The sequence below is a fragment of the Kitasatospora sp. NPDC057904 genome (genome assembly GCF_042887925.1).
Classification (GTDB): Bacteria; Actinomycetota; Actinomycetes; order Streptomycetales; family Streptomycetaceae; genus Kitasatospora.
The window spans coordinates 107,651-122,604 of record NZ_JBHVOL010000018.1 but is presented as its reverse complement, the minus strand read 5'-3'; the positions used below and the strand labels follow the sequence as shown (position 1 = coordinate 122,604).

The following is a 14,954-nucleotide window of genomic DNA, read 5'->3' as shown; positions in this document are numbered from 1 at the left end:
GACGATCGACGCATGTATGCCAACAGCAGCGACGACCTCGACGGCCCCCGCCGCCCGAGCCTCCAGGACCGCCGCTTCGCCGCCCAGCGCGGCTGCGAGCGGCTGCTCTCCGGCCACCGGCCGAAGAGCCTGCGCGAACACCTCGCCGCCCTGGCCGGGGAGGCGGACGGCGTCCACGACCTCGACGGGCGTCCGGACCAGTACGGCGACGGCGTGGTCCGCGCGCTGGAGCGCCGGGTCGCGGACCTGCTCGGCACCGAGGACGCGGCCTTCTTCCCGACCGGCACGATGGCCCAGCAGGTCGCGCTGCGGATCCACGCCGAGGCGGCCGGGCTGCCCACCGTGGCCACCCACCCGCTCGGCCACACCGACCAGCACGAGCGCCACGCGCTCGGCGTGCTGACCGGCCTGCGGAGCGTCTGGCCGACCCTGGCCCCGCGCCTGCCCACCGTCGAGGAGGTGCGCAGCTTCGACGAGCCGTACGCCGCGATGATCCTGGAACTGCCGCTGCGCGAGGCCGGCTTCGTGCTGCCCGACTGGGCGGAGCTGGTGGCCGTCGCCGAGGTCGTGCGGGCGGAGCAGGGAGCGGCGCTGCACCTGGACGGCGCGCGGCTCTGGGAGTCGGTGTTCCACCTCGGCCGCTCGCTGCCGGAGGTCGCCGCGCTGGCCGACTCGGTGTACGTCTCCTTCTACAAGACCCTCGGCGGGATCAGCGGCGCCGCACTGGCCGGTCCGGAGCGCTTCGTGCGGACGGCGAAGGCCTGGCGGCACCGGTACGGCGGCCAGCTGTTCCAGCAGTGGCCGCCCGCGCTGGCCGCGCTCGCCGGGCTGGAGCGCGAACTCCCGCGCCTGGAGGGGTACGTGGCCCACGCTCGGACGGTCGCCGGCGCGCTGGCCGAGGCCGTCGCCGCGGTGCCCGGCGCCCGGGTGCACCCGGCGCCGCCGCACACCCACCAGTTCCAGCTCTGGCTGCCGTACCCGGCCGCGGAGTTGGAGGAGGCGGGCCTGGGGCTGGCCGAGGACGCCAAGGTGGGCCTGTTCGGCAGCTGGCGCGAGCCCGGCCCGCCGGGACTGGCGATGACCGAGGTCACGGTGGCCGCCGAGGCGCTGGACTGGACGGCCGCCGGGATCGCGGAGGCGGTCGCGGCCTTCCTCGACCGCCTGCCCGAGCGCAAGGCCTGAAAAGCGTCCGACCCGCCCCCGCGCAGTGCGGGGACGGGTCGGACCGACGGATCAACTACGTCCGCTCACCGATCAGTTGCCGACCGGACGGACCCGGATCCAGGTCTCCAGGTAGTTCGAGGACTCGTTCTCGACCTCGATGCTGGTGCCCGTCTTCGGGACGTCCACACCGCTGTACTGGTCGTCCTTGGACCACCAGGACTTCAGGTCGTTGAACTCGTCGACGCCCTTGGACTTCGGGACGACCGTCTCGACGCCGGCCTTGTGCAGGGTCAGCGCCGGGACGCGGCGCGAACCGAAGGTCGAGTCGAAGCCCTGCATGCGCGGACGCATCAGGGTGCCGTCCGCCCACTTCAGCGGGGCCGGGTGCGAGTCGACCGGCAGCACGAGGCCGTGGCCCGGGTGGGCGCTGACGTTGTTGTCGGTCTGGGACTGGTCCCAGTACCAGATCAGCAGGCCGGGCTGGTACGCGTAGTGCTCGACCCAGCTCGGCTTGTCGGCGAAGCCGAAGTTGTACGGGCCGGTCTTCAGCGTCTGGTCGAACGAGACGTACTGCTTGTTCTCGGCGATGTAGTACTGCCCGTATTCCTTGGTGAACGAGCCGCCGAAGCGGGTGAAGCCGGCGGCGGTCCAGCCGTTGTCGCCCTTCTCCACGTCGTCGCTGAACACCGTGGCGCCGTCGGCGACCACCGAGATGTCGTCCACCGCGAAGCCCCGGTAGTGCAGGCCGCCGTCGGTGGTGTTGTGGTAGCGGAACTGGATCTTCTTCCCGGCGTAGGCGTCCAGGTTGAAGGACAGGTCGCCCCAGGTGGCGGCGAGGCCGCTGACGGCCGGACGGCCGTTCTCCTTGGGGAGCGCGGCGCCGTTCCAGGTGCCGTCCACGACGGTCCAGGTCTTGCCGCCGTCGACGGAGACCTCGCCGAAGGCGTAGTCGAAGTCCTGCTCCAGCTCGTACCAGGCCTTGGCGTTGATGCTGGCCTTGGCCTTGCCGGTCAGGTCGATGTCACGGGTGAGCGTGACGTTCAGGTTGTCGGCGCTGCCGCTCCACCACTCGGACTGGCCGCCGAACGGCTTGTTGATCTCCGTGGTGATCGACTTCTTCGGCAGGTCGACGATGAGCGCCTGCGGCAGGTTGGTGTTGTACTCCACCGGGCCGATGTGGTGCGTCGACTCGGTGCCCGCCTTGGCGCGGTCGGCCTTCAGCCAGCCGAGCTGGTACTTGCTCCAGGCGTCGAGGTCGTTCGGCATGTCGCCGATGCTGTCCTTGCCCTCGCCGAGCCAGGAGCCGGAGGACATCAGGGACCAGAAGCCGACCGAGTTGTCGATGCCCTTGCCCGCGGTGTCGTAGAGGTCCGGCAGACCGAGGTCGTGGCCGTACTCGTGGGCGAAGACGCCGAGGCCGCCGTTCTCCGGCTGCATCGTGTAGTCGCCGATCCAGAAGCCGGTGTCGCCGACCTGGACGCCGCCGAGCTTGTTGCCGTCGGGGCCGGCCTGGCCCGTCAGGTTGCCGTAGACGTAGGAGCGGTGGGCCCACAGGGCCTTGCTGCCCTGCTTGCCGCCGCCGGCCGACTTGTCCTCACCGGCGTGCACGATCTGGAAGTGGTCGATGTACCCGTCGGGCTGGTTGAAGTTCCCGTCGTGGTGCGAGCCGTAGCGGTCCCACTGGTCGTAGGAGGCCAGGGTCGCCTTGATCTGCTCCTGGGTCTGACCCTTCGCCACCTGGTCCTTGTACCAGATGTCGACGGCGTCCCGGATCAGGTCCTGGGCGCTGGCGCAGACGTTGGAGCCGCAGTAGTCGGAGCCGTAGCGGGCCTCGTTCCACGGCACCCGGACCCAGTCCGAGACCACGCCGTCGACCGAGTAGCGGCCCGAGGACTGCTTCTCGTAGAAGGTCTTCAGCGAGGCCTTGTCCTTGGCGAAGTACAGGTCCTGGTAGTGCTGCTGGTTGTAGTCGGCCTGCCAGGCGGTCGAGTTGTTGGTGGCGCGGTCCGGCGCGGCTATCTCGTTGTGCTTGGGACCGGCCTCGCCACCGTACTTGACCTTGCCGTCGGCGGTCTTGGTGGTGTTGTCGACCTGGTCGCCGAAGTCGACGAGGATCGTGAAGATCTTGTCCGTGCGCTCACGGGCGAGCTCGACGTACTTGTCCTTGCCGAGCTTCACGCTGGTGCTGCCGTTGTGCTGCTCGACCTGCGCGGTGCCGTCGAGCAGCTGCTCGGTGGCGGCCTTGCGCTCGGCGTCGACCTTCTCGGTCAGCGGGCCCGGAATGTTGTGCTCGGTGTTGACGGACTGGACGGCGTCGGCCGGGTCCTTCGGCGTGGCAGCCGAACCGGCCGCGACGGCGCTGCTCGGGAACAGACCCGCGCCGAGCGTGACGATGACCGCCGCAGCCGTGGTGGCCGCAGCGGTTCTCCTGGTGGTCTTCAACGTTGTGACGTCCTCCCCGGCCGAGCCGACTCTTGGCCAAGGCTCGGTAAACCAATATGAAAGACAGGTGGACGTACTTTGACCGAAGTGGGGACGGAAAAGATAGACCTTGACCCTGACATGGCGACAGCGCTATGCTCGCCGACTTTCCGTCAGCTGATGGGTCGTGGGAAAACCCCAGGTCAGAGCGGTGCGAGGGGCATGCGAAACGGGCTGAGCCCCCGGCGCGAACGCCGGGGGCTCAGCCCGCTTGCTGTTGTCTGTTAAATGTTGCTACTTCGTCAGGTCCGGACCCGAGGAAGCAACGGCGGCCGGGGTGTCCGCGACGGCGGACTTCTCCTCGCCCCGGAAGGTGAACTTGGCTTCCTTGCCCTCGCCCTCGACGTCGACGACGACGATGTGGCCGGCCCGCAGCTCGCCGAAGAGGATCTTCTCGGAGAGGTGGTCCTCGATCTCGCGCTGGATCGTGCGGCGCAGCGGACGGGCACCCAGGATCGGGTCGTAGCCGCGCTTGGCCAGCAGCTTCTTGGCCTCGACGCTGAGCTCCAGGCCCATGTCCTTGTCCTTGAGCCGCTCGTCCACCTTGGCGATCATGAGGTCGACGATCTGGATGATGTCGTCCTCGGACAGCTGGTGGAACACCACGATGTCGTCGACGCGGTTCAGGAACTCGGGGCGGAAGTGCTGCTTGAGCTCCTCGCCGACCTTCGCCTTCATCCGCTCGTACCCGGTCTGGGTGTCACCCGTGGCCGCGAAGCCGAGGTTGAAGCCCTTGGAGATGTCCCGGGTGCCGAGGTTGGTCGTCATGATGATGACGGTGTTCTTGAAGTCGACCACGCGGCCCTGGGAGTCGGTCAGGCGACCGTCCTCCAGGATCTGCAGCAGCGAGTTGAAGATGTCCGGGTGGGCCTTCTCGACCTCGTCGAAGAGGACGACCGAGAACGGCTTGCGGCGGACCTTCTCGGTCAGCTGGCCGCCCTCCTCGTAGCCCACGTACCCGGGCGGGGAGCCGAAGAGCCGGGAGACGGTGTGCTTCTCCGAGAACTCGGACATGTCGAGCGCGATCAGCGCGTCCTCGTCGCCGAAGAGGAACTCCGCCAGCGTCTTGGACAGCTCGGTCTTACCGACGCCGGACGGGCCGGCGAAGATGAACGAGCCGCCGGGGCGCTTCGGGTCCTTGAGGCCCGCACGGGTGCGCCGGATGGCCTGGGAGAGCGCCTTGATGGCGTCCTTCTGGCCGATGACGCGCTTGTGCAGCTCGTCCTCCATGCGCAGGAGACGCGAGGTCTCCTCCTCGGTCAGCTTGAAGACCGGGATGCCGGTGGCGGTGGCCAGGACCTCGGCGATGAGCTCCTCGTTGACCTCCGCGACGACGTCCATGTCGCCGGCCTTCCACTCCTTCTCGCGCTTGGCCTTGGCCTGCAGGAGCTGCTTCTCGTCGTCGCGCAGGGACGCGGCCTTCTCGAAGTCCTGCGCGTCGATCGCGCTCTCCTTCTCGCGGCGCACGTCGGCGATCTTCTCGTCGAACTCGCGCAGGTCCGGCGGCGCGGTCATCCGGCGGATGCGCATCCTGGAGCCGGCCTCGTCGATCAGGTCGATCGCCTTGTCCGGCAGGAAGCGGTCCGAGATGTACCGGTCGGCCAGGGTGGCGGCGGCGACCAGGGCGGCGTCCGTGATGGAGACCCGGTGGTGGGCCTCGTAGCGGTCGCGCAGGCCCTTGAGGATCTCGATGGTGTGCGGCAGCGACGGCTCGGCGACCTGGATCGGCTGGAAGCGGCGCTCCAGCGCGGCGTCCTTCTCCAGGTGCTTGCGGTACTCGTCCAGGGTGGTGGCACCGATGGTCTGCAGCTCGCCGCGGGCCAGCATCGGCTTGAGGATGCTGGCGGCGTCGATGGCGCCCTCGGCGGCGCCCGCGCCGACCAGGGTGTGCAGCTCGTCGATGAACAGGATGATGTCGCCGCGGGTGCGGATCTCCTTGAGGACCTTCTTCAGGCGCTCCTCGAAGTCACCGCGGTAGCGCGAGCCGGCCACCAGGGCGCCCAGGTCCAGCGTGTAGAGCTGCTTGTCCTTGAGCGTCTCCGGGACCTCGCCCTTGACGATCGCCTGGGCCAGGCCCTCGACCACGGCGGTCTTGCCGACGCCGGGCTCACCGATCAGGACCGGGTTGTTCTTGGTGCGGCGGGACAGCACCTGCATGACCCGCTCGATCTCCTTCTCGCGCCCGATGACCGGGTCGAGCTTGGCCTCGCGGGCGGCCTGGGTGAGGTTGCGGCCGAACTGGTCCAGGACCAGCGAGGTCGACGGGGTGCCCTCGGCGGGCCCGCCGGCCGTGGCCGACTCCTTGCCGCCGCCGGTCTGGTAGCCGGACAGCAGCTGGATGACCTGCTGGCGCACCCGGTTCAGGTCGGCACCCAGCTTGACCAGGACCTGGGCGGCGACGCCCTCGCCCTCGCGGATCAGGCCGAGCAGGATGTGCTCGGTGCCGATGTAGTTGTGGCCGAGCTGCAGGGCCTCCCGGAGCGACAGCTCCAGGACCTTCTTCGCCCGGGGGGTGAAGGGGATGTGGCCGGACGGGGCCTGCTGGCCCTGGCCGATGATCTCCTCGACCTGCTGGCGTACGGCCTCAAGAGAAATCCCGAGGCTCTCCAGGGCCTTAGCGGCGACGCCCTCGCCCTCGTGGATCAGACCCAGGAGGATGTGCTCGGTGCCGATGTAGTTGTGGTTGAGCATCCGGGCTTCTTCCTGAGCCAGGACGACAACCCGCCGCGCGCGGTCGGTGAACCTCTCGAACATCGTTTATCGCTCCTCAGAGCGGTCGGGCAGTTCGGGGACTGTCCCCGCCCTGTCCTTCCGCATGCTAGTCCCGCTCAGCGGCGCGGCCCACGGATTCACTCCCCGGTAGTGGGAGCGAGATGCTGCGCGACCAGCCGACACCAATCCCAACCTGATGCTGGGAATCGGTGTTCCCGCAGGCGGGCCGGATGCACCGGATACCGCTACGCCATCGGCGAACAAGGACCGCCGGGGTGCAGCCGGATCCGTCTCCGGCCGGTCACGCATACTGCCCCTGGACGGGTCGAAGAACCCGTCCACCTGCATTCATACCCGGTATCGGGGCGGTTCTCGCGCAGTTTCCGCGGTGGCGGTGTTCGCCTGGCGAGAAGTCGGGCCGGGACGGGGCCGCGGTGACGGTGGCTCAGCGGGGGCCACCGTGGCCGGTACGCCATCCCGGTGGTGTCCGCGTTACCGCTTCGCCCCTACAGCGTTGCACAGCTCGTGATTGTTCCGCCGCCCGAGCCCGGCCCGCGGCCGTCCCGCCCGGCCCCCGGCGGCGGTGCGGCCGGTCCGGCGCGTGCCGCGGGGCGCGGAGGAGGCTCCTCCGCGCCCCGCGCGTGTGCCGTCGACGCCGTCCGCGGCCGCCGGGGCCCCGCACCCGCTCCGGTGGTCCGGGGCCGGGGTCAGGCCACGTTCGCCTTGTCGTAGGCGTCGCGGACCACGCTCGGAACGCGGCCGCGGTCGTTGACCTCCAGGCCCTGCTCCTTGGCCCACGCGCGGATCTTGGCGGTGTCCGGAGCGCTGCCGGACGGGCGGGCGGCGGTGCCGCGGCCCGGCCGGCGCGGACCGGCGAGCCGGCCGCTCTGCTTGCGGCCCTTCTCGACGTACGGCGCCAGCAGACCGCGCAGCTTGTCCGCGTTCGCGCTCTTCAGATCGATCTCGTAGGCAACGCCGTCGAGCGCGAACGTCACCGTCTCGTCCGCCGAACCGCCGTCGAGATCGTCTTCAAGAATGACCTGCACCCTCTGTGCCACGGGCTTCCCTTTCCGCTAAACGACCCATTGCCTAAGGAAAGGAAAGCGCCTTTCACCGGAAAACACAAACCCCTGACCGGCGCGGAGCCGCTCAGAGGTGCAGCAGCATGCGCGAGTTGCCCAGTGTGTTGGGCTTCACCCGCTCCAGGTCGAGGAACTCCGCGACACCTTCATCGTACGAGCGGAGAAGTTCTTCATAGACATCCGTAGCGATCGCCGCCGGGTCTGTCGTACCATCATCGGTTTCCTGGAGCTCGCCGATCTCGACGAAACCGTGTTTCGCGAAGAAGGGCACCTCGAACGTCAAGCAGAAAATCCGACGGACGCCGAGCCAGCGGGCCGTCTGCAGCAGCTTCTCCAGCAGCAGGTGTCCGACCCCGAACCCCCGGCAGGCCGGATCCACCGCGAGCGTGCGGACCTCGGCGAGATCCTCCCACATCACGTGCAGCGCGCCGCAGGCCACCACGGTGGCATCGTCGTCGCGTTCCGCGACCCAGAACTCCTGCACGGATTCGAACAGGGTGACGGTGGGCTTGTCGAGCAGAATGCCGTCCCGCGAGTAGGCGTCGATGAGCCTGCGTACTGCCCGCACGTCCGTGGTCCGTGCGCGGCGGATGGTGACCTCCATGGCGGGACGTTATCGCGCCGCCCCGGGTGGGGTCCCCCCGGTATCCGCCCCGTCGTCCGGGGATTCCGGCCCGGCCGGATCGGGCGGGAACAGTGCGGCCACCCGCAAGGCGTCCCGCAGCGCCTCCCGTTGCTCGGGCGACATGAGGCCGAAGAAGTGCACCAGGGCCGCCGCGGGATTGTCACTCGTGGCCCACGCGTCGTTCATGAGTGCCGCGGTGTACGCCTCGCGGGACGAGACCGGTTCATATCGATAGGCCCGGCCGGCGCGCTCGCGGCGCAGCCAGCCCTTTCTGTGCAGCTTGTCCAGGACCGTCATCACCGTGGTGTAGGCGATTTCGCGTTCGGACTGCAGATCCTGGAGAACCTCGCGAACCGTCACCGGTCGGTTCCACCGCCACACCCTGGTCATGATGGCGTTCTCAAGTTCGCCGAGTTGCCGGACCATAGTGCGGCCAGGATAGGGAGTGAATGGGGCAAATCTTGTGAAGTGCGCCAAACCGGCGCGCCGCCACCCCCGGAATCGGGAATGGCGGCGCGGCGGGCGTGCGGGCGGTGGCCGGCCCCGGACGCGGATGCGCCGGGGCCGGCCGTCCGCGGATCAGTCGAGGTCTTCCTTGGCCTTCTGGGCCCCGCCCTGGCTGCGGACGATGGCCCGCACCAGGAAGCCGAAGCCGATCGCCATGACCAGCGGCGGGACGATCGCGCTGACGTAGTCCATCAGGTCACTCCTCCTCGGTCTTCTCCGCCGCGGCGGCGGAAGCCTTCGGCTCCGGCTTCACCAGCGGGAAGAGCACGGTCTCCCGGATGTTCTTGCCGGTCAGCAGCATGATCAGGCGGTCCACGCCGAGGCCGAGGCCGCCGGTGGGCGGCATCGCGTACTCCAGGGCCCGCAGGAAGTCCTCGTCGACCTGCATGGCCTCGACGTCGCCGCCGGCCGCGAGCAGGGACTGCGCGGTCAGGCGGGCGCGCTGCTCGACCGGGTCGACGAGCTCGGAGTAGGCGGTGCCGATCTCGGTGCCGAAGATGACCAGGTCCCACTTCTCGGCCACGCCCGCGATCGAGCGGTGCTGGCGGGTGAGCGGGGAGACCTCGGTCGGGTAGTCCTTGATGAAGGTCGGCCGGACGGCGTTCTCCTCCAGCAGGCGCTCGACCATCTCCAGCACGATCTGGCCGTGGCCCCAGCTCTTCTCGAACGGGATGCCGTGGTCGAAGGCCAGCTTGCGCAGCTCCTCGACGCCGGTCTCCGGGGTGACCTCGACGCCGAGGTGGGCGGAGATGCCCGGGTAGACGCTGACCTCCTCCCACGGCTCGGCCAGGTCGATCTCGTGCTCGACGCCGTGCGGGTCCAGGCCCTTGATCACGGTGGTGCCGAGCGCGTCCCGGGCCGCGTTGACGATCGTCTCGCGGATCAGCTCGGCCTGGGTGTCGTAGTCGCCGTACGCCTCGTACGACTCCAGCGAGGTGAACTCCGGGTTGTGGGTGGAGTCCGCGCCCTCGTTGCGGAAGTTGCGGTTGATCTCGAAGACCTTCTCGGCGCCGCCGACCACGAGCCGCTTGAGGTACAGCTCGGGCGCGATGCGCATGTAGAGGTCGATGTCGTACGCGTTGATGTGGGTCTTGAACGGGCGCGCGTTGGCGCCGCCGTGGACCGGCTGCAGCATCGGGGTCTCGACCTCGATGTAGCCGCGGTCCTCGTAGGTGCGGCGGATCGAGCGGACGACCTTGCTGCGCAGGTGCAGGATCTCGCGCGCCTCGGGGTTCACGATCAGGTCGACGTAGCGCTGGCGGACCCGGGCCTCCGGGTCGGTCAGGCCCTTGTGCTTGTCCGGCAGCGGGCGCAGGCACTTGGCGGTGAGCTCCCAGCGGTCGACCATGACGGACAGCTCGCCGCGCTTGGAGGTGATCACCTCGCCCTCGACGCCGACCTGGTCGCCGAGGTCGATGTCCGCCTTCCAGGCCGCCAGCCGCTCCGGGCCGAGCTTGTCCAGGGAGAACATCACCTGGAGGTCGCCGCTGCCGTCGCGCAGGGTGGCGAAGCAGAGCTTGCCGCCGGTGCGGGAGAGGATCACCCGGCCGGTGACGCCGGCGCGCTCGCCGGTCGCGGTGTCGGCCTCCAGGTCCGGGTGCTTGGCGCGCAGGTCCGCGATGGTGGTGGTGCGGGGGAAGCCGACCGGGTACGGGTCGACACCGGCGGCCCGGAGCCGGTCGAGCTTCTCGCGCCGGACGCGCATCTGCTCGGGAAGGTCGTCGGTCGCGGGAATAAGACTCTGATCGCTCACCCCACAAGGGTAGCCAGCCACACACCGTGCTCCGCCACGGGATAACCCCGCGGGGAGGGCGCGTCGGGCGCCCTCCCCACAGGGGCGCGGACGGCTCAGCCGTTCCGGCGGGCCCGGAGGCGGCGCGAGCCGATCAGGGCGGCGGCGCCGAGGGCGACGGCGGCCGCGCTCGCGCCGGCCAGCGGCAGGGTGGCGGAGCTCCCGGTGTCGGCCAGCTCGGCCCCGCCCGCGGTGCCGGTGGCGCCCGTGGCGGGCGCGGGAGCGGCCGTCGGCGTGGTGTCGGACACCGGCGTACCGGTGCCGCCGTTGGCGGGTGCCCCGGGCCGCAGGGTGACCTTCACGAGGTCGTTGGCCGGGTTGCGGTCCCAGTCCATGACGGCGGTCGGGTGGCCGTCCTGGTAGTCGCTCGACATGTTCTGCAGCGAAACGGTGGCCACCAGTTCCCCGGTGCCGGCGGGGAGCTTCAGGCCCAGCTTGTGCGAGACGCTCGCGCCGTTCGGCATGAACGCGGCGCCCACCCCGTCGCAGGCGTACTTGTTCAGCGGCTTGTCGGACTTCTTGCCGTGGACGTAGTCGTCCGCGTGGCAGGTCTTGGGCAGGTCGGTGACGGTGACGCCGTCGGGGAGCTGCACGGTGACGTGGGGCGCGCCGTCCCCGCCGCTGCGGTCGTAGATCGAGGCCGGGCCGTTGTTGCCCATCCCGGCGGTGAGGACGCCCGCCGCGCCGGAGGTGTCGGGGGCCCAGCCGCCGGTCGCCTGGAAGTCGGCGGAGTTGTCCGCCAGGACCTCCTGCTCGGTGCTGTAGCCGTTCGTGTCGTTGCCGGCCGGGATCCCGTCGCCCGCGCTCTTGGTCAGGGTGGCGGGCGCGCCCGTCCCGGGCTTGAAGGCGAGCCGCTTGCGCAGGTCGTTCAGCCAGCCGGTGCCGTACGCGTCGGCAACGGCGAAGACGTCGTAGCCGGCGACGGTGTAGTAGGCGTCCGGGCCCACGGTGATGTCGAGGCCGTTCAGCTTGACCGCCTGGCCGGGGGCGATCTCGCCGTCGATGGTGCAGATGCCGTGCACGGCGGGCATCGGCGGGTCGTTGTTCCACGGCTGGCCCTTGTCCACCGCGTACTCGCAGTTGGACGGCCAGGTGTCCGCCGTCAGGCCGGCCGACAGGTCGACGTGGACGATCGCCCGCTTGGCGGGCAGCTCCCCGTGGTTGGCGAACTCCAGGTCGGTGGGCAGCTTGCTGCCGACCTTGGCGCCCTTCGTCTGGGAGCGCTGGTGGGTGCGGAACGTGGCCGTGCCGACGTCCACCCGGAAGTCCGCCGTGCCGGTCTCGGCACCGGGCGCGCTGAGGGTCGCGTGGACCGTCCCGCTGGAGCCCGGCTTCGCGCCGGCGACGGCGCTCAGCCACAGGTTGGTGGTGATGTTGATGTTGTCCTGGTCCAGCCGGCCGATGGTGCAGGTGATGACCTTGCCGGCGGTGGTGCAGCCCGGGGCTTCGAGCGTGGCCAGACCGTCGAGGCCGGAGACGTCGAGGGCGAGCTTGACGTCCGAGACGGCGCCGGTGCCGGTGCGGCCGATGTGCAGGAAGACGTTCTCGCCGGACCGCGGCGGCGCGACCGGCCGGCTCGGGATCTGCAGCGAGCCGGACGCCGGGAATACCTTGAGCTGGTGGTCGGCGGCGTGGGCCGGCACGGCCGCGGTGCCGACGGACAGGGCCGCGACGAGCGTGGCCGCACCCGCGCCGAGTGCCCGGCGCGTGCGAGTCGGGTTCACGTGATTCCCCCGGATCGAGTGAGTGTGACTCCGCGACTTTTGGGTACGCCCCCCCGGCCGTCAACCGGGCCGATCCCGCATCAATGCGCGCAGGACCGGACCGAATGCCCCGCCGTACGGCGTGAAGGTTATGAAGATGTGACCGTCATTCAGTGGGGGAATTGCCGGAAAGTCGACACATGGATAAGGGAGGCCGCTCGGCGCGGCCTCCCTTTCGCTCCGTCCGGTCCGGCTCAGCCGGTGCCGGTGGCGAGTTCGACGTCCTCCGGGCCGGGCGCCGGCGTCGCGGGCGGGGCCGGACGGGCGGGCGGCTTGGGGCGGCGGCCGAAGAGTTCCGCCGGCGTGGGCATCCGGTGCGGGCTGGGCGGGTCCTGCGGGGCTGCGGGCCGCTCGGCGGGGGAGTCGGTGCTGCTCATCGTGATCCGTCCTCCAACAGGGGTGGGGAGACTGCTCGGTGGTGCGGCGGGGTTCGGTACGGCCACCAGGTGGCGCGGCTGGCCGACGGCGCGGGCGAGCCGCTCGCGGACGGCGGCCTCGGCGAGCGCGTGGCAGCGCCCGGCCAGCCGGGAGCGGCGGGAGCGCTCCAGGTGGCCGCAGGGCTGGCGGGTGAGCCCGCGCAGCGCGGTGAGGTCCTCGGGGCCGGGCAGGTAGCCGTCGGTCACGGCCTCCTCCAGGCGTTCCAGGTAGCCGCTGGCGCTGCCGGGCAGCGCGGCCCGGTAGCGCCCGAGGTCGGCGAGCAGGAAGGCGCGCAGCCGGCCGCCCTCCTGGACGGCCTCGTCGATCGCCTCGGTCAGACGCAGCGCGTCCTGGACGTCCTCGGCCCACAGCTCGGCGCCCGGGTCGGCGCAGGCCGTCCGTTCGAGGGCCGGGAAGTGGACGGGGACGGCGGGGTGCAGGGCTTGGGCGAGGGCGCGGCGCAGCACGCGGACTTCGTCGGCGCTGAAGGCCATGCCGCCGCGCGATCCGTGTGGCGTAGGCATGGGCTGACACTACGTGAGGAATATCCGATTTGTCGGTAACGTCGCGCCGATGCCCCACGTTCGGCCCGACGGAACGGCCCGGTCAGCTCGGGCGGTTGCGCTCCCAGACGAGCCGCAGGCCGATGAGGGTGAGCCAGGGCTCGTGGACGTCGATGCTGCCGGCCTCGCCGAGGACGAGCGGGGCGAGGCCGCCGGTGGCGATCACCTGGACGTCGTCCGGGTCCTTGGCGAGCTCCTTGGCCATCCGGTCGACCAGGCCGTCGACCTGGCCCGCGAAGCCGTAGAGGATGCCGGACTGCATGCCCTCGACGGTGTTCTTGCCGATCACGTTGCGCGGCCGGGCCAGTTCGATCTTGCGCAGCTGGGCGCCGCGGACACCGAGTGCCTCCACCGAGATCTCGATGCCCGGGGCGATCGCACCGCCCACGTAGTCGCCGCGGGCGTTGACCGCGTCGAAGGTGGTGGCGGTGCCGAAGTCGACCACGATGCACGGCCCGCCGTACAGGTGGTTGGCGGCCAGCGCGTTGACGATCCGGTCGGCGCCGACCTCCTTCGGATTGTCCATCAGGACGTGCACGCCGGTCTTCACGCCGGGCTCCACGATCACCGCGGGGACGTCGCCGTAGTAACGGCGCGTCACCTCGCGGAGCTCGTGGAGCACGGCGGGAACGGACGAGCAGATCGCCAGGCCCTCCACCGCGGCCTCGCGGACCGCGGTGCGGCTGCCCATCAACCCCTGCAGCAGCACCGCCAGTTCGTCGGCCGTGCGGCGCGGATCGGTGGAGATCCGCCAGTGTTCCACCACGTCCTCGCCGTCGAACAGGCCGAGTGTGGTCTGGGTGTTGCCGACGTCGATGGTGAGGAGCATGGGGCGCTTTCTGCGAGTCGGGACGGGCCTGGCGTCTTCTCCTGACGGTCAGGCGCGCAGGTCCAGGCCGATGTCCAGGATCGGCGAGGAGTGCGTGAGCGCGCCCACGGCCAGGTAGTCGACACCAGTCTGGGCGACCTCGCGCGCGGTGGCCAGGGTGAGACCGCCGGAGGCCTCCAGCCGGGCCCGGCCGGCCACCAGCGCGACGGCCTCCTTGAGCTGCCCGACGGTGAAGTTGTCCAGCAGGATCAGGTCCGCCCCGGCCTCCAGCACCGGCGGGATCTGCTCCAGGGTGTCCACCTCGACCTCGACCGGCAGCTCGGGGTAGGCGGCCCGGACGGCCCGGAAGGCCTCGGCCACGCCGCCGGCCGCGACGACGTGGTTGTCCTTCACCAGCGCGGCGTCGGACAGCGCCATCCGGTGGTTGGCGCCGCCGCCGCAGCGGACCGCGAACTTCTCCATCGCGCGCAGGCCCGGGGTGGTCTTGCGGGTGTCCCGCACGACGGCGCCGGTGCCCTCCAGGGCGTCGGCCCAGGCGCGGGTCGCGGTGGCGATGCCGGACAGGTGGCAGAGCAGGTTGAGCGCGCTGCGCTCGGCCGTCAGCAGGTCCCGGGTGCGGGAGCGGATCGACAGCAGCACCTGGCCGGCCTCGACCCGGTCGCCGTCCTCGACGTGCCGCTCGACCTCGAACTCCTCCTCGCAGACCAGCGAGACGACGGCCTCGGCGATCCGCAGGCCCGCGACCACGCCGGCCGAGCGGGCGGTGAAGTCGGCGGTGGCGACGGCGTCGGCGGGCACGGTGGCGACGGACGTGACGTCCTCGCCGCCGGCCAGGTCCTCGGCCAGCGCCAGGGTGGCGACGTCCTCGACCTCGATCGGGTCCAGCCCGGCCTGCTCCAGCAGCTCGGCCAGCTGCGGGTCGAGCCCGGTCTCGTAGCCCTCGCCGTCCCCGCAGGCGCAGCCGTCGCCGCAGCCGCCCTGGTCGGCCAGGGGGAGTTCCTCGTGCGAGTGGGACATGG

11 protein-coding genes are annotated in these 14,954 nt (G+C 70.7%); 1 reads left to right on the top strand and 10 read right to left on the bottom strand.

What is annotated here, in order from left to right:
• Positions 1-12 precede the first annotated feature (12 nt).
• A complete protein-coding gene (locus ACFVSN_RS34105) occupies positions 13-1,182 on the top strand; it encodes a threonine aldolase family protein (protein WP_380442394.1) in 1,170 nt (389 codons plus the stop codon).
• 72 nt (positions 1,183-1,254) lie between these two features.
• Here the strand turns inward: ACFVSN_RS34105 and ACFVSN_RS34100 are convergent, their stop codons facing one another.
• The 10 genes from ACFVSN_RS34100 to nadC all read right to left on the bottom strand — a co-directional run bounded on the left by ACFVSN_RS34100 (position 1,255) and on the right by nadC (position 14,952).
• A complete protein-coding gene (locus ACFVSN_RS34100) occupies positions 1,255-3,606 on the bottom strand; it encodes an immune inhibitor A domain-containing protein (protein WP_387957384.1) in 2,352 nt (783 codons plus the stop codon).
• A gap of 273 nt (positions 3,607-3,879) precedes the next feature.
• Positions 3,880-6,399 (bottom strand): ATP-dependent Clp protease ATP-binding subunit, encoded by a 2,520-nt coding sequence (locus tag ACFVSN_RS34095; protein ID WP_350574326.1) that lies wholly within the window; start codon positions 6,397-6,399, stop codon positions 3,880-3,882.
• A gap of 665 nt (positions 6,400-7,064) precedes the next feature.
• Positions 7,065-7,415 (bottom strand): Lsr2 family protein, encoded by a 351-nt coding sequence (locus tag ACFVSN_RS34090; protein WP_380442390.1) that lies wholly within the window; start codon positions 7,413-7,415, stop codon positions 7,065-7,067.
• A 91-nt stretch (positions 7,416-7,506) separates the two neighbouring features.
• Entirely contained in the window at positions 7,507-8,043 is a 537-nt protein-coding gene (locus tag ACFVSN_RS34085; RefSeq protein ID WP_329929958.1) for an amino-acid N-acetyltransferase, read from the bottom strand.
• A gap of 9 nt (positions 8,044-8,052) precedes the next feature.
• Positions 8,053-8,490, bottom strand: coding sequence for a BlaI/MecI/CopY family transcriptional regulator (locus tag ACFVSN_RS34080; protein WP_380442387.1), 438 nt, complete (start codon positions 8,488-8,490; stop codon positions 8,053-8,055).
• A gap of 277 nt (positions 8,491-8,767) precedes the next feature.
• Positions 8,768-10,324: a bifunctional lysylphosphatidylglycerol synthetase/lysine--tRNA ligase LysX gene (gene lysX / locus ACFVSN_RS34075; protein WP_387957382.1), complete on the bottom strand. Its 1,557-nt coding sequence runs from the start codon at positions 10,322-10,324 to the stop codon at positions 8,768-8,770.
• Between the two features lie 95 nt (positions 10,325-10,419).
• Positions 10,420-12,087: a hypothetical protein gene (locus ACFVSN_RS34070; RefSeq protein WP_387957379.1), complete on the bottom strand. Its 1,668-nt coding sequence runs from the start codon at positions 12,085-12,087 to the stop codon at positions 10,420-10,422.
• Positions 12,088-12,320: 233 nt separating this feature from the next.
• Positions 12,321-13,067, bottom strand: coding sequence for a hypothetical protein (locus ACFVSN_RS34065; protein WP_380442381.1), 747 nt, complete (start codon positions 13,065-13,067; stop codon positions 12,321-12,323).
• Between the two features lie 82 nt (positions 13,068-13,149).
• Entirely contained in the window at positions 13,150-13,935 is a 786-nt protein-coding gene (locus ACFVSN_RS34060; protein ID WP_380442379.1) for a type III pantothenate kinase, read from the bottom strand.
• A gap of 48 nt (positions 13,936-13,983) precedes the next feature.
• Positions 13,984-14,952, bottom strand: coding sequence for a carboxylating nicotinate-nucleotide diphosphorylase (gene nadC / locus ACFVSN_RS34055; protein WP_359965108.1), 969 nt, complete (start codon positions 14,950-14,952; stop codon positions 13,984-13,986).
• Positions 14,953-14,954: the final 2 nt, after the last annotated feature.